General features: G+C 64.3%; 22 protein-coding genes and 1 tRNA gene. 8 read left to right on the top strand and 15 right to left on the bottom strand.

Annotated elements, in window-relative coordinates; translation table 11 throughout:
• Positions 1-34 precede the first annotated feature (34 nt).
• The 10 genes from topA to OXG30_01475 form a co-directional block, all read right to left on the bottom strand.
• Positions 35-2,761, bottom strand: coding sequence for a type I DNA topoisomerase (gene topA / locus OXG30_01520; protein ID MCY4133580.1), 2,727 nt, complete (start codon positions 2,759-2,761; stop codon positions 35-37).
• A 73-nt stretch (positions 2,762-2,834) separates the two neighbouring features.
• Entirely contained in the window at positions 2,835-4,172 is a 1,338-nt protein-coding gene (nhaA, locus tag OXG30_01515) for a Na+/H+ antiporter NhaA (protein MCY4133579.1), read from the bottom strand.
• A 75-nt stretch (positions 4,173-4,247) separates the two neighbouring features.
• A complete protein-coding gene (locus OXG30_01510) occupies positions 4,248-4,697 on the bottom strand; it encodes an ATP-binding protein (protein MCY4133578.1) in 450 nt (149 codons plus the stop codon).
• Positions 4,694-5,038, bottom strand: a complete 345-nt coding sequence (locus OXG30_01505) for an STAS domain-containing protein (GenBank protein MCY4133577.1) — start codon at positions 5,036-5,038, stop codon at positions 4,694-4,696. Before OXG30_01505 ends, OXG30_01510 begins: the two co-directional genes overlap by 4 nt.
• 47 nt (positions 5,039-5,085) lie before the next feature.
• Positions 5,086-5,481 carry a pilus assembly protein gene (locus OXG30_01500; protein ID MCY4133576.1) on the bottom strand — a complete coding sequence of 132 codons (396 nt, stop codon included), beginning with the start codon at positions 5,479-5,481 and terminating at the stop codon, positions 5,086-5,088.
• Positions 5,471-5,677, bottom strand: coding sequence for a DUF4244 domain-containing protein (locus OXG30_01495; protein ID MCY4133575.1), 207 nt, complete (start codon positions 5,675-5,677; stop codon positions 5,471-5,473). The genes OXG30_01500 and OXG30_01495 overlap by 11 nt, the downstream gene beginning before the upstream one ends.
• A gap of 49 nt (positions 5,678-5,726) precedes the next feature.
• Positions 5,727-6,290 carry a type II secretion system F family protein gene (locus OXG30_01490; protein ID MCY4133574.1) on the bottom strand — a complete coding sequence of 188 codons (564 nt, stop codon included), beginning with the start codon at positions 6,288-6,290 and terminating at the stop codon, positions 5,727-5,729.
• 142 nt (positions 6,291-6,432) lie between these two features.
• Positions 6,433-7,215 (bottom strand): type II secretion system F family protein, encoded by a 783-nt coding sequence (locus OXG30_01485; protein ID MCY4133573.1) that lies wholly within the window; start codon positions 7,213-7,215, stop codon positions 6,433-6,435.
• Positions 7,200-8,225: a CpaF family protein gene (locus OXG30_01480; protein MCY4133572.1), complete on the bottom strand. Its 1,026-nt coding sequence runs from the start codon at positions 8,223-8,225 to the stop codon at positions 7,200-7,202. The genes OXG30_01485 and OXG30_01480 overlap by 16 nt, the downstream gene beginning before the upstream one ends.
• A 3-nt stretch (positions 8,226-8,228) precedes the next feature.
• Complete coding sequence (locus OXG30_01475; protein ID MCY4133571.1) at positions 8,229-8,900, bottom strand: hypothetical protein; 672 nt, start codon at positions 8,898-8,900, stop codon at positions 8,229-8,231.
• 70 nt (positions 8,901-8,970) lie between these two features.
• Between OXG30_01475 and OXG30_01470 the strand changes: the two genes are divergently transcribed.
• From OXG30_01470 to OXG30_01450, 5 genes are all read left to right on the top strand, one after another.
• On the top strand, positions 8,971-10,095 hold the full coding sequence (locus OXG30_01470; protein MCY4133570.1) for an ABC transporter permease: 1,125 nt from the start codon (positions 8,971-8,973) through the stop codon (positions 10,093-10,095).
• Entirely contained in the window at positions 10,092-11,027 is a 936-nt protein-coding gene (locus OXG30_01465; protein MCY4133569.1) for an ABC transporter permease, read from the top strand. Before OXG30_01470 ends, OXG30_01465 begins: the two co-directional genes overlap by 4 nt.
• A gap of 167 nt (positions 11,028-11,194) precedes the next feature.
• Positions 11,195-12,298, top strand: a complete 1,104-nt coding sequence (locus tag OXG30_01460; protein ID MCY4133568.1) for an amidohydrolase family protein — start codon at positions 11,195-11,197, stop codon at positions 12,296-12,298.
• Positions 12,295-13,533, top strand: a complete 1,239-nt coding sequence (locus OXG30_01455) for a CaiB/BaiF CoA-transferase family protein (protein ID MCY4133567.1) — start codon at positions 12,295-12,297, stop codon at positions 13,531-13,533. The genes OXG30_01460 and OXG30_01455 overlap by 4 nt, the downstream gene beginning before the upstream one ends.
• A complete protein-coding gene (locus tag OXG30_01450; protein ID MCY4133566.1) occupies positions 13,533-14,471 on the top strand; it encodes an SDR family NAD(P)-dependent oxidoreductase in 939 nt (312 codons plus the stop codon). The genes OXG30_01455 and OXG30_01450 overlap by 1 nt, the downstream gene beginning before the upstream one ends.
• Here the strand turns inward: OXG30_01450 and OXG30_01445 are convergent.
• From OXG30_01445 to OXG30_01435, 3 genes are all read right to left on the bottom strand, one after another.
• A complete protein-coding gene (locus OXG30_01445) occupies positions 14,434-15,720 on the bottom strand; it encodes an amidohydrolase family protein (protein MCY4133565.1) in 1,287 nt (428 codons plus the stop codon). The two genes, OXG30_01450 and OXG30_01445, sit on opposite strands and share 38 nt — an antisense overlap.
• A gap of 46 nt (positions 15,721-15,766) precedes the next feature.
• A tRNA-Pro gene (locus tag OXG30_01440) sits at positions 15,767-15,840 on the bottom strand.
• Positions 15,841-15,859: 19 nt separating this feature from the next.
• On the bottom strand, positions 15,860-16,225 hold the full coding sequence (locus OXG30_01435) for a response regulator (protein MCY4133564.1): 366 nt from the start codon (positions 16,223-16,225) through the stop codon (positions 15,860-15,862).
• A 122-nt stretch (positions 16,226-16,347) separates the two neighbouring features.
• On the opposite strand from OXG30_01435, the gene OXG30_01430 reads away from it, so the two are divergent.
• The 3 genes from OXG30_01430 to OXG30_01420 all read left to right on the top strand — a co-directional run bounded on the left by OXG30_01430 (position 16,348) and on the right by OXG30_01420 (position 18,490).
• Entirely contained in the window at positions 16,348-16,704 is a 357-nt protein-coding gene (locus OXG30_01430) for an anti-sigma factor antagonist (GenBank protein ID MCY4133563.1), read from the top strand.
• A 22-nt stretch (positions 16,705-16,726) separates the two neighbouring features.
• On the top strand, positions 16,727-18,109 hold the full coding sequence (locus OXG30_01425) for a hypothetical protein (protein ID MCY4133562.1): 1,383 nt from the start codon (positions 16,727-16,729) through the stop codon (positions 18,107-18,109).
• Positions 18,110-18,226: 117 nt separating this feature from the next.
• On the top strand, positions 18,227-18,490 hold the full coding sequence (locus OXG30_01420; protein ID MCY4133561.1) for a WhiB family transcriptional regulator: 264 nt from the start codon (positions 18,227-18,229) through the stop codon (positions 18,488-18,490).
• A gap of 11 nt (positions 18,491-18,501) precedes the next feature.
• Here the strand turns inward: OXG30_01420 and selB are convergent, their stop codons facing one another.
• Positions 18,502-20,220, bottom strand: a complete 1,719-nt coding sequence (gene selB / locus OXG30_01415) for a selenocysteine-specific translation elongation factor (protein MCY4133560.1) — start codon at positions 20,218-20,220, stop codon at positions 18,502-18,504.
• The gene (gene selA / locus OXG30_01410; GenBank protein ID MCY4133559.1) at positions 20,217-21,488 is read right to left on the bottom strand and encodes an L-seryl-tRNA(Sec) selenium transferase; all 1,272 of its coding nucleotides are present in this window, start codon (positions 21,486-21,488) and stop codon (positions 20,217-20,219) included. Before selA ends, selB begins: the two co-directional genes overlap by 4 nt.
• Between the last annotated feature and the right edge of the window lie 38 nt (positions 21,489-21,526).

The raw sequence follows: 21,526 nt of genomic DNA, 5'->3' as shown, positions 1-21,526 counted from the left end.
GGGCCGCCTCCACCCGCTCAGGGTAGCTACTGGCTTACGATCCCGACCGAGGCGGCGGCTTTTTCTTTGCCGCCCCTGGTTTCGCCGAAGCCTTCTTCTTGGCCGTGGACTTGCGGCGGGCCGGGGGTTTGCCACCGCCGGCGGCGATTCTGTCGCGCCGCCTCTGGAGCAGCTCCGATGCCCGTTCCACAGTCAGGGTCTCCACCGAGTCGGCTTTGCCCAGTGAGGCGTTCACCTCGCCGTCGGTCACGTAGGGGCCGTAGCGGCCGTCCTTGACCAGCATTGGCTTCTCGGTGGCCGGATCCAAGCCCAGATCCCGAAGGGGTGGCTTGGCCGTTTGACCCCGACGGCGCCGGGGTTGGGCCAACAGCTCCAGGCATTGCTCCAGGGTTATGGTGAAAAGCTGATCTTCGGAGTCGAGGCTCCGGTTCTCCTTGCCCTTGGTGACGTAGGGGCCATAGCGCCCATTTTGAACCACGACCTCGGTGCCGTCGGACGGATCGGTGCCCACCACCCGGGGCAACGACAGCACTTTGAGGGCGTCGTCGAGCGTGATCGTCTCCGGCTGCATGCCAGCTAGCAGAGATGCCCGCTTGGGCTTCTCCCCGCCGTCGTCGGCCTCCTCTCCGATCTGGACATAGGGGCCGAACCGGCCAGAGCGCACCACCACCGCCAAACCGGTCTCGGGGTCATCGCCCAAGGTGCGGTCGTCGGAGGGGGCCGAGATGAACGACAGTGCCCGATCCAGGGTCAGCTCATCGGGGGGCAGGTCGTCGGGAAGGCTGGCCCGGTCTTCGCCGCGCTGCACATAGGGCCCATAGCGCCCGACCCTGACCACCACCGGTTCTCCGTTCTCGTCGGCGCCGATGGGAATGGAGTTCACCGCCCGGGCGTCGATGTCGCCCAAGCGATCAGACACCGCGGTGCGAAGCCCGTACTTGGCAACGCCGTGAGCGGAGTCGTCGTCGGGCTCGTTGTCGGCCGGGCCGAAATAGAAGCGGCTCAACCACGGGATGGCCTCTCGGTCGCCTGAGGCAATGCCGTCGAGGTCGTCCTCCATGCGAGCGGTGAAGGCATAGTCCACCAAGTTGGGGAAGTGCTGCTCCAACAGGGTGACCACCGAAAATGCCGTGAACGATGGGACCAACGCCGCCCCCTTCTTCCACACATAGCCCCGATCGACAATGGTGTTCATGATGGCGGCATAGGTTGACGGGCGGCCGACGCCGAGTTCCTCCAGCCTCCGCACCAGCGATGCCTCGGTATAGCGGGCCGGAGGCTGGGTGGTGTGCCCCGAGGGAGACAGCTCGTCGATGGCCAGCGGGTCGCCGGCCGCCAGCGATGGCATGCGCCGCTCGGCCTCCTCCTGGTCGGACTCCTCGTCGGTACCCTCGGTGTACACCCGGCGGAAGCCCTCATGGGTGATCACCGTTCCCGCCGCCGAGAACGCGGCGTCGCGCCCATCGGCGGTTGTCCCGCCGAGATCGACATGGACGGTCTCACCCACTGTGTCGGTCATCTGCGAAGCCACTGTTCGCTGCCAGATCAGCTCGTAGACCTGAGCCTCCATCTGGGGCACTTCGGCCCTTACCTCCTCCGGGGTGCGGAATTGGTCGCCCGAAGGTCGGATGGCTTCGTGGGCTTCTTGGGCGTTCTTTACCTTCTTGGCGTATCGGCGGGGCTCGTCGGGCAGGTAGGAGGCCCCGAAGCGCTCGGAGACCGCGGCGCGAGCCGCCCGCAAGGCTGCGTCCGACAAGGTGGTGCTGTCGGTGCGCATGTAGGTGATGTAGCCCTTCTCGTACAGGGACTGGGCCGCTCTCATGGCCATGGCGGCCGACAGGCGCAGCTTGCGACCGGCCTCTTGCTGGAGAGTTGAAGTCATGAAGGGGGCCGCGGGCCGACGGCGGTAGGGCTTCACCTCGACCCCTCGGACGCTGATCTCGGCCTCGGTCAACCCGCGGGCCAGAGTTTGGGCCGCTTCCTCGTCGAGGTGAACCGCGTCGGGGCTGCGGAGTTGTCCATTGCTGGCGAAGTCCTTGCCCACCGCCACTTTGGCCCCGTCCACTGCGGTTAGCGAGGCAGTGAAGGTGGAGGGGTCGCCGGGACTGAGGTCGCCCAATACCCGGAACACCGCGCTCAAACTCCAATAGCCGGCCGCGGTGAAGGCCATGCGCTCGCGCTCGCGCTCGACCACGATGCGGGTGGCCACGCTCTGCACCCGTCCGGCCGAAAGACGGGGCAGCACCTTCTTCCAAAGCACGGGTGACACCTCATAGCCATACAGCCGGTCCAGCAGCCGGCGGGCCTCTTGGGCGTCTACCAAGCGGCGGTCCAGATCCCGGGGCGATTCAATAGCAGACCGAATGGCCGACGGGGTGATCTCGTGGAACACCATCCGCTTTACGTTGACATCGGCCTTCGGGGACAGGACTTCGAGCAGGTGCCAGGCGATGGCCTCTCCCTCGCGGTCTTCGTCAGTGGCGAGGTACAGCTCGTCGGACTCTTTGAGCAGTTGCTTCAGCTTGCGAATCTGGGCCTTCTTGTCGGAGGGCACCACATACAGCGGTTTGAAGTCGTTGTCGACGTCGATTCCCAACCGAGACCACGACTCGCCTCGAAACGCCTCGGGTACCTCGCTGGCGTTGCTGGGCAGGTCTCGGATGTGCCCGATGGAGGATTCCACCACGTACCCGCTTCCCAAATAGCCCGCGATTGTCTTGGCCTTGGCCGGAGACTCGACGATAACGAGGGCGTTGGGCACGGGGAGAAGCTAGGGGTTGAGGTAGAGGGGCTGTCAAGCAGAACCTAAACGCGCTGAGCGCAAGACTCGTGGATTAGGCCTTGTCTGCGTACTTTGGACGAGGCTCGGTACGGGACAAAATCGCCAGACCAACGACCGCGGCGATCAGCGATCCCACCAGGATTCCGATCTTGGACTCATCGGCCACGGATGGGTCACCGAAGGCCAGTCGGGAGATGAAGAGCGACACGGTGAAGCCGATTCCGGCCACCATGGCCAACCCCACCATGTGGAGGCCGGCCAGTGATTTTGGAATGGTGACCCAGCCCAATCGGTGGGCGATCCAAGAGAACAGCGAGATACCCGCGGTCTTGCCCACTACCAATCCGACCGCTACCCCCAGCGTCACCGGCGAGGTGACCGCATCGGACAGAACATCGCCGGAGAGCTCAACCCCCGCGGCCGACAGGGCGAAGAGGGGGATGATGACGTAGCCGGCTATGGGGTGGAGCATCTCTTCAATCCGCAGACTGACGGGCTGGGACTCTCGAAGGTGGAATCCAACTCGGCGCACGTCGTCGAGGTGGACAACGTCTTGCATCTGGAGCCAACTGGCCCAGCGGCGGGCTTCCTCTTCTGACTGGAGGGGCTTGGCCGGGGTGATCAGACCGAGGATCACCCCGGCAATTGTGGCGTGGACTCCGGATTCCAGCACGGCCAGCCAGAAGGCCACCCCAATGACAAGGTATATAGGCAGATACCAAACGTTGAGCCGGCGGAGCACCAGAATGCCAGCCAGCAGAATGGCGGCGGTGAGCAGCCAATTGCCGGAGAGATCGCTGGTGTAGAAGATTGCGATCACCAGGATGGCGCCGATGTCATCGACGATGGCCAGGGTCAGCAGGAACACCTTCATCTGAGAAGAAATGCGATTGCCGAGAAGCGAAAGGACCCCTATGGCGAAGGCGATGTCGGTGGCCATGGGGATACCCCAGCCGTCTTGACCAGGCCCGCCGGCATTGAATGCGAAGTAGACGAGGGCGGGCACCACCATGCCGCCGAGGGCGGCCACCGCGGGTAGCGCGGCAAAGCGGGGATCCCGGAGCTGGCCGGTCACCAATTCCCGTTTGATCTCCAGGCCGACCACGAAGAAGAACACGGCCATGAGGCCGTCTTGAACGATGTGAGCGAGATCGTGCTTGAAGCGATAGTCGCCCACTGAGAACGATACGTAGGTGTGCCAAAAGTCCTCATAAGAGCTCTGCCATGGAGAGTTGACCCAGACCAGGGCGGCCACTGTGGCGACCAGCATGAGAACACCGCCTGCGGCCTCGATGGCTGCGAAATGGTGAATCGGGCGGCCGATGAATCGGGCCAAGCGGCTGGGACCACCCAGGAACGTCAGATCGCTGAGGAGATTTTTGTCAGCCACCGGCGCTGAAAGTAGCCGCTTTTGGCATGGCTTACTCAGTCACAGCGGGCATTCGGCTATTCCCTTGCTATCAGCTCAGGAATTCGAGTTGTTGGCAGGAAGGTCGATGGCCAATGAGACCTCGGTTCCATCGGGCCCGCTTTGGATCTCAACCTTGTCGGAGAGGACTCGCATTAGATAGATGCCCAAACCCCGCTCGAAATTCAACCGGCTGGGATCATCGGGCTCGGGGAGTACTTGAATCTGATCGGGATAGAAGCCGTAGCCCCGATCGGTGATGTGGAATTCAAGGCGGTCGTCGAAGAGGGTGCAGCGTATCCGGATGGAATCGTCGCGACAGGCTCGGGCATGGGCCTCAATGGCATTGGTGGTGGCCTCGGAGACAGCCACCTTGAAGTCCTCGATTCGCTCTCGACTCAGGGATTCATCCATTTCGGCGGCTTCGACCACCAAGGAGCGAACCAGCGAGAGGTATTCGGGGCGAGCGGGAATCTCAAAGTCGAATTGGGTGGGGTCGGTTGTCACGAGCCAGAACCTTCGGTGGCCGCCGAAACCGAGTCGAACACATCAAGGACACGGTCGAGTCGAGTGAGCTCGATCAGATCAGCGAGGCGGGATCCCGTCGTGACGAGCCGGATGTCTCCTCCGGCGCTTCGCACTCGCTTGGCCCCGCCCATGAGCACGCCGAGTCCGGTGGAGTCTATGTAATCCACCCCGGATAGATCGATGACCACGTTTTGAACCCCGCCACTGATCAAGGCGAGCAGCCGCTGGCGGAATCGGGGCGCGGTGGCCATGTCGATCTCACCGGTAACCGTCAGAACCTCCCATCCCTTATGGGAGGCAACGGTGACGCTGAATTCCACGACATATCAGACTAGTGGTGGTTCCAATTCGTTTCGGTCCAGAGCAGCTATTCTACGCGAACGGTCAACGCCTCTTGGATGGTCACGGAGGGGAACAGGCCGCCCACCAAGGGCACCGCGGGCTCGGGCCGAAAGCGCACGGTGACTCGGAGGAGGCCGCCGGTCGTCCGGCTTCCCTGCGTTTCCACCAGCAATCTGTCCGGGTCCAGACTGGTGGCAGCAAGCGCGGCGACGGTAGCCGCCTCGGTGGTGGGGTCGACCGCCGCGGCGCGGGCTGCCTCTCGGGCCGCATGTACGACCAAAACGTGGTCGCGCACCAACAGCCCCACCTGAACCAGCGCCAACGCCACCGCCATGATCAGCGGAAGCACCAGAGCAGTCTCTACCGCAGCCTGTCCTCGGTCTCGGGCTGCGGGGCCCGCAGCCGGGCCGCTAGCCGACAAGGCCGGTGATGTGGCGGAATACAGCGTCGAGAAGGTTGGAGATTCGGTTGGTCCTGGTGACCCAGGTCACGAGGAGCATGGCTATCGCGGCAGCCCCCAAGAGAATGAGGGCATATTCGGCGGTCGCCTGACCCCGGTCGGATCGAATTCGGGCCGTCCATGAGTGAAGAGCAATGAGCCATCGAAGCAAGAACATGCTGTGTACCTGTGTGGAAATGAAGTGGCGGGGGAAGATGCGGATTTGGTCATTGGCGCAGAATGGTAAGCGTTTCGGCCAAGACCGGGGCCAGGGTGAGGAGGATGAAAGCGGGCAGAATGCAAACCACCAAGGGCAGCAATAGGCGCAACGGCAGACGGCGAGCCTGCTCTTCAGCACGGTGGCGGCGCAACAGTCGGCTGTCGGCGGCCAGCTGAGCCAGAGCGGGCTCCAATTCGGTGCCGTAGCGATCGCCATCGATCAACACTCTGACGAGGGGACGCACCGGCTCGCCGACGGAATCGGGCAGCGGTTCTAGCGCATCGGCCAGGCGCATCCCGTCCTGAGCCCGCTGAACGGCACCCGCCAAGCCAAGGCCCACGGGACCGCCGAGACGCTCCCCTACTGCGGCCACCGCTAGATGAACATTGAGCCCCGACGAAACAGCCAACCGGAGCAGATCGACCACTTCAGGCAGTTCTTCGATGACTTCAGCTTGCTTGCGGTGCTGCAACTGCGCCCGGCGGCGGTGGGGAACGATCCACATGAACAAACCCACCCCCACTCCGAGCACAGGATGAATTGCCAATGCAATCACCGCTGCCAATGCCATACCGACAACGGGAGCGGTCTTCGACGAGCGGGACCGTGTCGGGCTCGGTGAGGGAGATCGGATCTGGCGGGGACGTGCCTGCCACCCCCAGAGGAGCACCACGGCTGCCCACAGCAAACCCAAGACGATGGGAAGGACCATGTCAGTCTCGGGAGTTGACAATCCGACGCATCCACCACGCGCCGATCGCATCGAGGCCCAGGCCGCAGGCGAGAAAGGCCAAGCCGAGTCGAGTGGTGAACATGAAGCTGACCGCATGGTCGCCCACGCCAGCTGACAGGAGCATGAAGCCCACGGGCAGGGCCGCGATCATCATCGCCGAGACCCGGGCCTGAGAGGTGAGCGAGCGCACCTCCAGTTCGAGGGCCGCCCGATCCCTCAAGGTGGCCGCCACCCCGTCGATGGCCCGCGCCTGGGCGCCGCCGGCGGAAGCGGCAAAGGCCATTGCGGCCGCGGCCAGACCGGAACCGCTGCCGGGACGGCGACGGGCCCAGCGGTCGAACACATCGGCGCTGCGCAGCCCTCGACGAAGCTCCTCGGCCAACGGCAATACCTCATGGTGCAGCGGAGGTGGTGTGCTGGAAGCAGCCTCCACCGTCGCAGGACCGAGTTGCAGGCCGGTTCGCAAGCCGCGGGCGATGGCCTCCAAGAAGCCGGGGAGTTGCGCCTCCATAACTTGGTCGCGGCGATGACGATTGGCTCTCAGCAACATCAGGGCACCGACAACTGACACCACCGTGCCGACGATTGCACCGATCACTCCCGCTTGGAGAGCGCCGAAGCTCCCGCCGAACAATGCCACCGCTCCCAGTCCTTTGTGGACTTGGGCTATCGTCGCATTCAACCCGGCCCGGGCGGCCATGGCCTGGACCCGCTCGGCAGCCGCCCCAAGCGCCTCTTTGATCACCGTCATTGGCGAAGCCATCGTGGATCGGGATCGCCGGCGTTCGATTTCCGAGGTTTGACCGACGGCAGGCTGTGCAATCGAAGCTCGTCGGCTATCTGGCGGAGCCGAGGCCGACTTCCGTCGTCGCGTTCATCTGAGCGGTCGATCACCGCCAGCGAGACGATGCGCCGCTGTCCCTGTGGACGGCGGGCGACATGGACCACCAAATCCAATGCGGCGGCGATCTGATCCCTCACTGCGGCCAGAGGAACGGCACCGCCATCGAGGAGCACCATGGTCTCTAGTCGGCTGAGGGCGTCGGCCGGGCTGTTGGCATGGCAGGTGGACAGCGAACCCTCATGGCCGGTGTTCATCGCCTGGAGCATGTCGAGGGTCTCCGCTCCTCGGACTTCGCCCACGATGATCCGGTCGGGCCTCATGCGCAGGGCGTTACGCACAAGCTGCCGGATGGTGACCGGGGATACTCCATCGGCGTCCACCGGCCGGGCTTCAAGGCGCACAACGTGGTCGCTGGCGAGGGCCAGCTCGGCGGCGTCCTCCACTGTCACCACCCGTTCGCCGGGGTCAATGGAGCCAGCCAGGGCATTCAGAAGGGTTGTCTTGCCCGCTCCAGTGCCCCCCGACACCACCAGGTTGCAGCGGGCGGACACTGCCCATCGCAGGGCAGACACAACGCCGGGAGAAGCGAATTCCTCAAGAGGAACGGGGTGAACAGAGAAACGGCGGATGGTCACGTAGGGGCCGTCCACCGCCACCGGCGGCACAACCGCATTGAGGCGGGATCCGTCATTTAGTCGGGCATCCACCATCGGGGAGCTGCGGTCGATGCGACGGCCCAAAGGGGCCACTGTCTGCTCGATGAGCAGCTCGATTGTTTCGGTATCCAAGATGGTGTTGGTGGCCTCCAAGCGCCCGCGGCGCTCTACCCACACCGGTCCGGGACCGTTCACCATGATTTCCGACACTGACGGATCACAGAGGAATGGGTTGAGGGCCTCCTTGCCTCCCCCGATACGACTCCAAGCCACCGCTCAAAGCTCCTCGGTCAGCCGACTGAGAGCCTTGATCGCACCCTTGGGCACCCGGGTGCGCAGCATCCCGGCATCCACCGCTCGGGCGATTTCGGGATCAACCGCGACGGTGGCCAACACCTGTGCGCCGATGGCCCGTTCGCAGTCTGACCGGGTCAGGGCCCGGCCGGACTCGGCAACTAACACCACCCCGCTGGGCCGTACCGGAAGCGAAACCGTTCGACGCAGCGCTAAATAGCACGCCCGGGTTACCAGCATCGAACGGTCGGCTTCGGCGACCAGCCGCCAGCGAAGCTCGTCATCCGAGCCGGGGTCGGAGGATTCGTCCTTGGCCCTCAGCACCCCTGCGTCCACCACCACGATGCCGTCAGAGGCCAGCCAATCCACAAGCTCATCGGCCCGCCGGGCACTCAATGGGCCTCGACCTCGAGGAAGCAGCGACAGGTTGGGAGTCAGCTCCTCGAGCACCCTCTCAAGCGAACAGGGGGCGAGGTCGCTGCGGAGCCACCCGGCCAATCCAGATGACGTCTCGGCACAGCCGAACACCGCCGGCAGGTCGCCGCTGAGGTCGACAAGCAGAACAGGCCGGTCTCGATCTTGGGTGGCGTGTAGGCTGACGAGGGCCGCAATCACCGTTGTGCCAGAACCCCCCTTGGTTGACCAACAGGTCACCAGCATGGAAACCTCCACGAGTTGATCGCTTCGGTGAACAGAGGGGAACTCAGAGCAATCTATGTTGAAAATGACTGACAATCAACAGAGATTTATCTCTGGGTTCGACATTGGCCGCCTCTTGCGTCCCTTTGCCGGACTAGCGGTGCCTGCGGGGGCGGTGATTGCAGCCCTAGTGGTGGGCGCCATCCTCCTCGGGGTGTTCGGCGCCAACCCGCTCACCGGCTATCGGGAGCTGTTCACCGGAGCGTTTGGGGGTCCTGATGAACTGGCTGCCACCGCCCTGAAGTCCATCCCCCTCATGCTGGTCGGCGTTGGCATTTGTATCGCCTTCCGCACCGGTGTCATCAACATCGGTGGCGAAGGCCAGATCATCATGGGCGCCATTCTGGCCACGCTGGTGGCACTGGCCCTGCCCGATGTCCCCCGTCCGATCCTGGTGCCGCTGGTCATGATCGCTGGAGGAGTCGGCGGAGGAGTCTGGGGGGCGATCCCCGGTGCCCTGAAGGCCTACAGCGGGGTCAACGAGATTCTCAGCACCATCATGATGAACATCATCGCCGGGTTCTTCATGAGCTTTTTGCTAGAGGATTGGCTCATCGAGCCTGGCGCCATCAGGATCCAGCAAACCAAGCGCTTGACTCAGAATGCCGATCTGCCCATATTGCCGGGGGGGACGCGACTGCACCTGGGCATTGTGGTGGCCCTGGTCGTGGCCATTCTCGCGTACCTGCTGTTGTTCCGCAGCAGCCTGGGCATGCGCCTGCGGGCGGTTGGCCACAACCCCCACGCCTCGCGCGCTTCAGGCATGAAAGTCGAGATGAGTATCACCCAGGCATTGGCCTTCAGCGGGGCCTGCGCTGGCATCGCCGGTGCAGTGTTGGTATTCGGAAGCGAATCGCACCGGCTGATCGGCGAGGGCGGCCCGTTGGCATTCACCCAGAGTGCGGGGTTCAACGGCATCGTGACCGCGTTGTTCGGAGGGCTTCACCCGCTGTTCACGGTGCTGTCGTCCTATCTGTTCGGCGGAATGCTGGCCGGAGGCATCTCCCTGCAACGAGCGGTGCAGGTTCCCCAAGCCCTGGTGATCGCACTCAACGGCGTGGTGGTGGTATTCGTGGTGGGTAGCCTCAAATTGCGTACCCGAGTACAGCGATGGGCTGAAGGCGACATCCAGATGGAGGATCGGGCATGAACGATTTCTTCACCGTCGCCATCATCACCGCCACCCTGGCATCGGGCATCCGGCTGGCAGTGCCCTTCCTGCTCGCCGCGCTGGGCGAGGCCGTCGGCCAACGGGCTGGAGTGCTCAACCTGGGTGTGGAAGGCGTCATGCTCATCGGCGCGTTCGCCGCCTACTACACCGCACTGGAGACGGGCAGCGCCGCCTTCGGGCTGCTGATGGGACTCGTGACGGGAATGGTGATGGGCCTCATCTACGCATTCATCACCGTGGTGATGCACGCCGAACAAGGCATCAGCGGAATCGGGATATATCTCTTCGGCTTGGGCTTCACCGATCTGCTGTTCCAAAAACAGGTTGGCACCCCGAAGCCCATCAGCGGACTGCAAACCAAGCCCTTCGACTGGCTGGCCGATGACACCGGGCGCGCCGGCGAGCTGCTGTTCAGCCACACAGTGCTCACCTATGTGGCCTTCTTGCTGGTGCCGGTTTTCTATTGGCTCATCACCAAGACCACCTTCGGCCTCAACGTGCGAGCCGTGGGGGAAAACCCGCAAGCGGCCGACACCTTGGGCGTGAGCGTGAACGGCATTCGCACCGCGGCCATCGTCATCGGCAACACCATGGCCGGGCTGGCCGGGGCGGCTCTGGCCTTGGAGATCGGGATCTTCCAGCAGAACCTCACTGCTGGCCGCGGATTCATCGCCATCGCTTTGGTGTACTTCGGGGCGTGGCGGCCAGTCGGAGTGATGGCCGGTTCCCTGCTGTTCGGCATCGTGTCTTCCACCGTGCTCCAACTCCAGGTCCAAGACGTCATCTCCGGATCGGTGGCATCCATCGCCAACATGGCACCGGCGGTCTTGACGGTGATCGTGCTGGTGGTGGTGAGTCGGCGCATCGGCCAACCAGCAGCCCTCACCCGGCCGTTCACACGGGACGGCTGACTCAGCGTTTCGTCGCTAGCTGACAATCCAGGGCGCGTACGGTTGAGCCGTGCTGGTGGTGCTGTCGGCTCTGGGTGTTTTCGTCGCCCTGTCCCTACCCCGCCGCTCGCTCACGGTTGCCTCACCAAAGTGATCCGCAACATCCCCGGCGGTACGGTGTCGGCGTGATGGAGTACCAGCTGGTGTCAGCCGACTCCCATGTGAACGAGCCGCCCGGACTGTGGGCCGACCGGGTGCCGGCCCGCTACAAGGACCGGGCCCCTCGAATGGAGAACTTCGACCAGGGCGATGCCTGGGTTCTGGAAGGGGCCCACGATCCCATCAACTTCGGTGGCAACTGCTCCGCCGGCCTGCCCGCCGACCAGCGCTCGGGATGGGTCCGCTGGGAAGACGTGAGAGTCGGTGGCCATGACCCGGCTGCCCGAATCGGGGAGCAAGACCAGGACGGCGTAGACCTGGAAGTCCTCTACCCCACCCCCCGGATCGGAAACCAGCTGGTGTGGCACCGCGACGACGCCGACTTCCATATTGCCTGCATCCGGGCCTACAACGATTGGCTGGCTGAATTCTGCGCCTACAACCCGGACCGCCTGTGGGGGGTGGCCATTCTTCCCAATGTTGGAGCAGAAACCGCGGTTTCTGAGATGCATCGAGTGGCTGCTTTTCCGGGCATCAGGGGGGTGATGCTCGGGCGCTGGCCCAATGGCGACGAGGTGCTCACGGCCGATGACGACGCGGTGTTCGCGGCGGCCACCGAAGCCGGATTGCCTCTTTCTATACATGTGGGCTTTGCCACCCACGCCCAAGGCGATGTGGCCAAGATGAAGCTCACCGGGTCGATGCGCTTCTTCGACATGCCAGTGCGCATCACCCAGCTCATCGAGGGCGGCGTGTTCGACCGCTATCCCGAACTCCAGTTCTTGGCGGTGGAAACCGACAGTTCTTGGTTCCCCTACCTGCGGGAACAGATGGACGACCGCTTCCGCCGGGCCAACCCGGCCACCCGAGCGCCCATCCAGCGATCGCCCGGCGATTACTTCGATACCAACATCGCCTCAACATTCATCACCGACCATTACGGCATTCTCAATCGCCACCACATCGGGGTGACCCAGATGATGTGGTCCAGCGACTTCCCTCACGGCGGTTCCGACTGGCCCGACTCTCTCACCACCATCGACAAGCACTTCGATGGGGTTCCTGACGACGAACGCCACGCCATCTTGGCCGGCAATGCCTTGCGCATCTATGGGCAGGAACTGAGCCCGTGAGAGTCGGCGACATCACCGCTCCCCAGCTCGACAGCAACGGAAAGCCGCTCGACGGCATCCGCATCCTCGCCATCGAGCAGATGCAGTCGCTCCCCTACGCCACCCAGCTCATGGCTCGCATGGGTGCGGAGGTGGTCAAGATCGAGCACCCGGTGCGAGGCGACCTGGGCCGGGGCTCGACCCCGACCATCGCCGATCCCGAGGGTCGGCCGGTGGGCGGAACCTATCTGCGCAACAACCTCAGCAAGCGCTCGGTGGGCATGGATTTGAAGAACTCCAAGGCCATCGACCTCATCCGCCAAATGATCCCCAACTTCGATGTGCTAGCCGAGAACCTCAAGCCCGGAACGCTGGACAAGAGCGGCTTGGGCTACAACGACCTATCTCAGGTGCATCCCGGCCTGATCTATCTGTCAGTGTCGGGGTTCGGGAACCTGGGCGAGTCTCCCTACGGGCACTGGCCGGCCTACGCTCCCATTGCCGAGGCCATGGGCGGCCTCTACGCCATCAACCGGGCCGACGGCGAGAACGTGAAGGTGTCCCCGGTAGGAGCGCTGGGCGACACCGGCACGGGTCTCTATGGCGTCATCGGAGTTCTCATGGCCCTACGGCAGCGGGAGCGGCACGGTCATGGCCAGCATGTGGACATTGCCATGTTCGATGCCATGGTGGCCTTTGGCGACATGGTGCCCAACTACTGGTCGCTAGGGGCCGATCCCCGGGTTCCCACTCCAATCATCAACGACGGCTTCCCCATCGACTCTGGGGAACTGGTGATGCAGATTGGCCGGGAGCATCAGTTTGAGCGCCTCTGCCATCTCATCGGCCGACCCGAATGGCTGGAAGACGAGCGGTTTTCAACGCGCGACGGATGGCGGGAGAATCTAGATGAGATCCGGGCCGCGGTTCGGACCTGGGCCGGTGACCGCACGACCGTCGAAGCGGCCAACGACTTAGCTGCGGCCGGACTGGCCGCCGCTCCGGTGTTCGAGGCTCCCGACGTGATCGACGATCCCCATGTCGCAGCCCGCCACATGATGGTGGAGATCCCCCGCCCCGATTCCGACGCGCCGGTGCTCACCCCGGGGAATCCGGTCAAGATGTCGGCAGTCAGCGAGGGTCCCGACTTTCGCCCACCGTGGTTGGGCGAGCACACCGACGAGGTGCTGGCTGCCGAACTCGGCTTGGACGAGGCAGCGCTGGCTGAGCTCAGAGCCGACGGCGTCATCGGCTGATGGCTCAGCCCCCGCTTCGCTTCGACGGGCGCACCGCAATAGTCACCGGCGCGGGACAGGGATTGGGCCGGGCCTACGCCAAGCTGCTGGCCGAGCGGGGAGCGCAAGTGGTGGTGAACGACATTGTTCCCGAAGCCGCCGACCAGGTGGTTGACGAGATCAGCGCATTCGGGGGCGCTGCCATCGCCGACCACCACAGCGTGACCAACCCTGACGGTGGGGTTGGCCTCGCCGAACGGGCTCGAGATGCGTTCGGCCCGGTACACATCGTGATCAACAACGCCGGAGTCAATCGAGCCGCCGAATTTGTGGACATGACCCCGGAGAGCGGCCCAGAGCTGTTCGATGAGATGATCGCCATCCACCTGCTCGGGTCCTGCCATGTGCTGTGGCCGCTGTGGCCCGCAATGGTGGAGCAGGGTTATGGCCGGGTGGTGAACGTTGCGTCCGGGGCGGTGTGGGGCCTGCGGGGCCAGTCCGCTTATGCTGCCTGCAAGGCCGGAATCATGAGGTTGACCCGCACATTGGGCCGGGAAGGTGGATACCACGGTGTGCAGGTCAATTGCGTGCTGCCCTGGGCCGTGACCGCTCCAAGTCCCGATCGCTCAGGCGACGAGTTCGGCCCCGTTATCGACACCCACATGCACCCCGAAAACGTCGCCCCCGCCGTGATCTGGCTGGCCCACGAAGACTGCCCCGCTAACGGCGAGAGCTTCACCGTGGATGGTCCTCGAATGGCCCGCCTCGCTTGGGTCGCCACCCAAGGCCACACCGATCTCGATCCCACCCCTGAGTCCTACCGCGACCACTGGGGTCAGGTCATGGATCTAACCAACTACACCGTCCCCACATCAACCAACCACCACATGCGCGAAACGGTGATGCCGGCATTCGAGTCCCCTAATCCATCGCCAAAGGAACCGCCTCAACCCCAGTGATCCACGGCCGTCCCGCCGCGGCGAGCGCTTCCCACTTTTGGGAGGTCTCTGCCGGGTCGGTTTGCCCCAACTCCTCGGGGGTCGGACCGATTCTGTCGACCAGCGGAGCCAGTGCCTCAGTGTCGAAGCCGTAGAACTCGGCGGCGTTCAGACCCAGGATGGCCGCAGTGTCGTCAGCGGGAATGTCCCAGAATGCCTCGGCCAGGGCCTTGCGGGTGTGGGGCCACGTTCCCTCGGGATGGGGAAAGTCATTGCCCCACATGATGTTGCCCACGCCGATCTCGAATCGCCGGGCCAGTTCCCGGCGCTTGGTGCTCGCCGCACCGATGGCACAGTTGCGGTCGAAATAATCGCTGGGCCGCAAACTCAGATGGCTATAGGCGTCGGCGGCCAACTTTTGCGCCCCGCCTTGCTCCCGGGAATAAGTGGCGTCCATGGTCCACAGCAGGTCGGCGGCCCAAAAACAGCCGCACTCCGTAATCGCATAGCGCAGCCCCGGGTACCGCTCGAACACCCCGGAATACAGCAAGAACCACAGCGGACGGGTGGTCCACCACCGCACTTCGGCCACGTACATGCCGATGAATCCGGGGCCGGTGCCGTAATCGCTGCGAGGAGCCGCTCCCGAGTGGGTGTGAACCGGCATCTCCAGGTCTTGACAGGCGGCCCAGATCGGGTCGTAGCGGCGCTCGTGATAGCCAGGGCCCTCGTTCCACATCGAGGCGATAAGGATTCCGCCCCGCAGCCCCGATTCCCGGGCTCGGGCAATCTCGGCCACCGCGGCGTCCACGTCGGCGATGATCGGCACCACCGCCACTCCGGCCCGCCGCTCGGGACTGTCGTTGCACAGGTCGGCTAACCAACGGTTGTGGGCCCGAGCCCCGGCCAACAGCAACTCGGGGTCTTCGGCGAACGACATGCCCAGCCCGGCGCCGAACGGCGCCGAAGCACCCCCGGTGACCGCATCGGCATCGGGGAAGATCACCTCGCCGGCGACGCCGTCGCCGTCCAGTTCCGCATCCCGCCGAGCCGCGTTCCAAGCCCCTCGCAGCCCCTCCTCATTCTCGCCAAACCACTCCTCTTCGAACTCGGTATTCCCCATGATGTTGCCCTGGGTGCGGATCGCGGCCCGCTGAACCATGAAGTCATCGAAAGCATCGTGGTACTTCGATTCCAAGTAGTCCCGGTACTCCAGATTCGGCAGCCCCGCATGGCAGTCCGAAGAAATCACCAAATAGCGCTCGCTCATGTCGGCCTCCCTAAGCGAACACTAGCCAAAAAGGCCAAAAGCTGGGTCGGGCAGGCGGGATTTGAACCCACGACCTCTTCGTCCCGAACGAAGCGCGCTACCAAGCTGCGCCACTGCCCGTCCGCTCAAATATATCGGTTCAGTCCAAAACCGCAGCAACCGCCCGCTGCACACTCACCGCATCCAAAGGCTTCACAATCCACCCATCAGACCGAGCCTGCTTCGCCAGATACACATCAGCCTCCCGATCCAACAGCATCAAGACCCGAGTCTCCGGCACCCGCCCCATCTCCGCCTCCATGCGAAGATCCAGGCAAGTGGCCATCCCCCCCATGTTGCCGATCTGAAGATCGCATATCACCACATCAGGTTCTTGCTCCCGCACCGCGTCCAGCACCTCCACACCAGCTCGAACCCTGCTGATTTCGGATGTATCGCTGCCCAAAGCAGCATCTACCGTGTTGAACACAGAATCGCTGTCGGTGGCCAAGAGCACATGCGTCACGCTCCGATGGTATCCAAATCGATGTCAACACAGCGTGCTGACGGACCTCCTTGGATATGTGGCTGGCCGATGGCATTTGGGCTGTCCCGCGTTAGCATCGGGGGCGGTCAAGGGGAGGCACTGTGCTCGAGATCGAAGTCGAAAATCTGGACACCCACACGGTGCTTCGTCCCCAAGGCGAGATCGACGCCTACACCGTGGCCCAATTCCGGGAACGGATCGGCGACCTAGCCCTTGAGCCCCGACTACTCATCGACCTGGGATCGGTTCCGTTTATGGATTCGGCTGGCTTGGGTGCACTGATCGGTGGCATTCGGCGGATCCGAGATTCTGACGGCGAGGTCGTCGTGGCCTGTGGAGAGGGTGCACTGGCTCGACTGCTGCATACCACCGGGTTCGACCGAATCGTTCCGGTGGCCGAAACCCCAGAGGAAGCGCTGACATCGCTGCTGGACACCGACTCCCCCGAGGCGTTGTAAGACAACAGTGCGATCACCGCGATTGAAGTTGGCTGCTGCCTGCCTCGTGGGAGGCGGCATCCTGACTGCTGTCGGCCTGGCCGGAGTGGGATCGGCGGCCGCGCAGTCCAACGGAGCAACCGATGCCGGTTTGGCCGTGGTGGTGGAGGTCACCGGCTTGCTGGATCCGGTGATGGCCGAACTCATCGAGGACTCGGTAAATGATGTGGCCGACGCGGACGCCACCCTCCTTGTCTTCAGGGTTGACAGCAATCGCTCTGTGGTGTCCGACCAGCGCTTGGGCGAGCTGGCCGAATCCATCGCCGCCTCACCGGTGCCCATCGCGGTTTGGGTCGGTCCGAACGGCTCTTCTTTGGAAGGCAAGGTGGCTCAGCTCTTTGCCATTGCCGATGAAGTGGGCATCGCCCCCGGCACCAACGTGGGCGATCTCGGCATTCCGCTCCCGATGCTGGCCGAATATCCCGTGGCCTGGGCCAAACAAGATCTGATCAGAGACCACAGGCTCGGCTGGAGAGAACTCATCTCCGAAGGGGTGATCGCCTGCGAACCGCGTACCATCGACGATCTTCGCGACCGGTACAACGAGGCTGGCATCCCCTTCGACCCCCAAACCGTGCGAGTCCCCCCCGAAGTTGAGCAGTGCGTGGCCCCGCTCATTGGCGACTTCTTGGTCGACCTCGACCACCTCGGCTTTGCCTCCAACTTGGTCAACGTGGACGGCCAGCCTCGTCTGGAACCAGTCACCCAGGTTCAATTCCGAGGCTTGTCGCTGGCCCACCAACTGTTCCACACCGTGGCCAGCCCGCCGGTCGCCTATCTGCTGCTGACCATCGGCATGGGACTCATGCTGTTCGAGTTTTTCACCGCGGGTATCGGGGTGGCCGGGGTCTTGGGCGCGGTGTTGTTCATCTTGGCCGGCTACGGGCTGTCGGTGCTGCCCCACAACACCTGGGCGTTGGCGCTCCTGGTCGCCTCGATGGTGGCGTTCGGCATCGACATCCAAACGTCGGTGCCCCGCTTTTGGACCAGTGCCGGAATGGTCATGTTCGCCGCGGGAACCTGGTGGCTCTACGACGGCGTGTCCATGTCGTGGATTCCCATGGTGGTGATGACCGGGGCGGTGGCGGTGGCCATGTTTTCAGGGATGCCGTCGATGGTGCGCACTCGCTTCTCCACGCCCACCATTGGCCGGGACTGGATGGTCGGCGAGTTGGGTGAAGTGGTCGAGGACGTCTCTCCCGACGGAGTGGTGCGAATTCGGGGTGCGCTGTGGCGGGCTCGATGCAATCGGGCCACGCCGGTCACTGCTGGCGACCAGGTCAGGGTGATTGAAATCGACGGCTTGTGGCTAGAAGTGGAGCCCCTTGAAGGGGCAGCTCGCGACTACCGAGAGCGCCGTCGTTAGAGCCACGGTCGTCTCAGAGTCGAGAAAAATCGTCAAGATCGGTTCTCACTTGCATTGCCCTCATCTTGTGCGCGGCGAACTTCGCCTATAAGGTCCGCCAAAAGGGGGTAGTCAAGAGTGAGCGCCGTCACCAACGAAAGGGCCTGGCAAGTAAAGGCAGCCTGTCGTGGGCCGCACGCGGCTGTGTTCTTCCCGCCTCCGTCGTTTGAGCGCAAGGAAGAGAAGCTCGAGCGGGAAGGCCGGGCCAAGGCCATTTGCGAGGAATGCAGTGTGATTGAAGAGTGCCGTGAATATGCCCTGAAAATCCGGGAACAGCACGGTATCTGGGGTGGGCTCAACGAGTTGGAGCGCCGGGAGATCCTCAGCCGACGTCGGAATTGATCTCTGCCTCGTCAAAGGCGAGGCCCGGCGATTCTCACATCACCTCTTCGGCGAGTTGCTCCCTGCCCGTCGAGCCAAGCCAGCAACGGCAAGGCGTACTTGCGCGTGGTCGCCAAGCGCTCCCGCACTTCTGCCACCGTTACCCCGTCGGGCTGATCGGCCAGCATCTCGGCCACCGCTGATCGGGCTGCCACCAGCGTTGAGGCCGCGAAGAACACCCCATCCTGCTCTACAATCACTCCCCGCTTCACCAGCTCCCGCACTTCACTCCGGTCCACGCCCACAGCTTCGGGATCGGGCGGGGTGAAGGGAGCTGCCTCCAGCGCAGCGGTGTACCGGTGGTTTTCAAACGGATCCGATTGACCGATAGGGCGAACTCGACCGCCTTCGGTGGCCATTTCCTCCATGAGGCTCAGCACTGCCCGGTCTTTCTCGTCCAAGCCGGCGATGTCCAGGCCCAGGGGACCGGCATCATCCACCGCGGCGCGAAGCCGAGCCTTGGCCTCATCAAGCACGGTCAGACTCACCACCCAGCGACCGACATCGGGTTCGCGCCGCTGTCCGGTCAACAGGGCCAACCGCTCGGCTTCCACCCAACCCCGCTCGGCCACTACCCGGTCGACCGACAGGTCGGGCCTGGCCCTTGAAGCCGCCAGCACCGGGTCGATATCGAGAACGGTTCCACCCCCAATGGTCTCGGCCCGGCCGCTTTCCCGCAATACGAATCGGTCTCCGGGCAGCAGTGGCAGCCGCTGGGGGAGATGAAGCCGAACAAGCCCGGCCTCGCCCGGTGACAGCGCCTCCAACCCGAGGATGCGCATGCGGGCCGGCAATTCACACGCCCCGACGTAGATGGCATGTGCCCCCCGGCGGGAAACCTCGTGATCCAGCGTGCTCAGTACGGTTAGGGAGGCGTCGAACCGGTTGGTCAGATGCCACTGCCCGGCTCTCACCAGAACATCGCCGCGGACCACCTCTTGATGGCCGACTCCTGACAGGTTGACCGCCACCCGGTTGCCCGGTCCGATCTTGGTTCGCTGGCTGTGGTGACTCTGCAAGGCCCTCACTCTCACCGCAGCACCCCGGGGCCTGAGCACCAGCTCGTCGTCTACTCGGATTTGCCCTCCGGTGAGCGTGCCAGTCACCACCGTGCCCGCGCCCCGGGCCGCGAATGCCCGGTCAACCCACAGCCTTGGCCTTCGCAGGTCGGCGGCCGCGGGAGTCCGGTCCACCAAATCGTCCAACCCGGCTCGCAAATCGTCAATGCCCAGGTCGTCCACTACGTCGGTCTCCACCACCGGCGCACCGGCCAAGAACGTGTCCTCTACTCGCTCCTCCACCTCCAGGCGGGCCAACTCCGAGATGTCGGCGTCGCACAGTCCCACTTTGGTCAACGCGATCAGCCCGTGGGACACCCCCAGCAATTCCAGTATGCGAAGGTGCTCCTCGGATTGGGGCATCCACCCCTCGTTGGCCGCCACCACGAATAGGCAGGCATCTACCGCGCCGACCCCGGCCAGCATGTTGCGAATGAACCGCTCGTGCCCGGGCACATCGATGATCGACACCGACCGCCCCGAGGGCAATGGCGCAGAACCGAAGCCCAAGTCGATGGTCAGGCCTCGGGCCTTCTCCTCGGCAAACCGGTCGGGATCAACTCCGGTGAGCGCCTCCACCAGCGTGGACTTTCCGTGATCCACATGGCCGGCGGTGGAAATGGTGATGCTCACCCAAGAGCCTTCAGGGCGGCGATCACGTAGCGGTCATCATCGGGGGCCACCGTCCGCAGGTCGAGCCACGTTCGGTCGTCGCTCACTCGGGCGATGATCGGGGGCGATCCGGCGCGCAAGGGAGCCGTGCAATCGCCGTCCAGCACCACGCCGCACGAGTCGATCTCTGTCCCGGGAAGCGTGCCGCCACCGGGCACCGACGCCATCTGTGCTGCCTCCCCGGCGCCTGACTCCGACACCACCGCTTGAACCCGGATTTTCAGGTCGGCGGTGGCTAGCGACGCCATCCGCCAGAAGTCGATGGCCTGCCCATCTCGCCGCAAATAGGCCAAGGCCACCTGTTGGAGGGCACTCAACACCAGGCTGCCCGGTCTCAGCGCCCGAGCCAGGGGGTGCTGGGCGCATCGCCTCACCAAGTCGGCTCGCCCGGCGATGATCCCGGCCTGGGGACCTCCGAACAGCTTGTCGCCCGAGAACGTGACCAGCGCCGCCCCGTCGCCCAAAGTCTGCCGGGCCGCGGGCTCGCCCGCTAGCCACGACGGCGGGCCGTCGTCTAACCAAGGGCAAGCGGCATCCACCAGCCCCGACCCGATATCGGCCACCACCGGGACGTTGAGGGTGGACATCTCGGCCACGGTTACGTGTTCGGTGAACCCCACGATGCGGTAGTTGGATTGGTGTACCTTCAGGGCGAGGGCGGTGTCGTTGGCCGGGTTTTCCACTGCCGATGCAAAATCAGCCAGTCGAGTGCGGTTGGTGGTGCCCACCTCAACCAGCCGGGCTCCGGACTGCTCCATGACGTCCGGCACTCGGAATCCTCCGCCGATCTCCACCAGCTCGCCCCGAGACACTGCCGCGCCCCGGCCAGTGGACAAGGCAGCCAATACCAACAGCACGGCCGACGCCCCGTTGTTCACGACGATGGCGTCCTCTGCTTCGCACAGTCGGGCCAGCAAGGCGGCGGCATGGGCGTGACGAGAACCTCGCCGCCCCGAGGACAGATCCAATTCGAGATTGGCATACGCCGCTTCGACCGCCACCGCCAGCGGCGCCCTCCCCAGGTTGGTGTGCAGCAAAACCCCGGTGGCGTTCACCACCGGCTGAAGCAATGCCCGTGCCGCGGCCTGGGCGTGGCGCCGGGCTCGCTCCTCCACCCCTTCAGGGTCGCCGTCGGCGATTGCCGCCCGGGCAGCGTCCACCAACAGGGGGTGGGGCAGCCCGGTGTCTGCCAACGACCGGGCCAAAGCGTCCACCGAGGGAGGTCTCACGGGCTTCAGCGTATGGTCTCCTGGATCGTGAGCGAGGG

This window comes from bacterium, from assembly GCA_026708015.1.
Taxonomy (GTDB): Bacteria; Actinomycetota; Acidimicrobiia; order Acidimicrobiales; family Bin134; genus Poriferisocius.
Note: the sequence above shows the minus strand (reverse complement) of the source record. Positions and strands in the feature narration are given on the sequence as shown.

Bases quoted from the DNA above. Each gene is read 5' to 3' on its own strand.
- OXG30_01495 (MCY4133575.1), bottom strand. From the start codon at position 5,677: ATGTTCTTGCTTCGATGGCTCATTGCTCTTCACTCATGGACGGCCCGA.
- OXG30_01490 (MCY4133574.1), bottom strand. From the start codon at position 6,290: ATGGCATTGGCAGCGGTGATTGCATTGGCAATTCATCCTGTGCTCGGA.
- OXG30_01485 (MCY4133573.1), bottom strand. From the start codon at position 7,215: ATGGCTTCGCCAATGACGGTGATCAAAGAGGCGCTTGGGGCGGCTGCC.
- OXG30_01470 (MCY4133570.1), top strand. From the start codon at position 8,971: ATGACTGACAATCAACAGAGATTTATCTCTGGGTTCGACATTGGCCGC.
- OXG30_01465 (MCY4133569.1), top strand. From the start codon at position 10,092: ATGAACGATTTCTTCACCGTCGCCATCATCACCGCCACCCTGGCATCG.
- OXG30_01460 (MCY4133568.1), top strand. From the start codon at position 11,195: ATGGAGTACCAGCTGGTGTCAGCCGACTCCCATGTGAACGAGCCGCCC.
- OXG30_01450 (MCY4133566.1), top strand. From the start codon at position 13,533: ATGGCTCAGCCCCCGCTTCGCTTCGACGGGCGCACCGCAATAGTCACC.
- OXG30_01445 (MCY4133565.1), bottom strand. From the start codon at position 15,720: ATGAGCGAGCGCTATTTGGTGATTTCTTCGGACTGCCATGCGGGGCTG.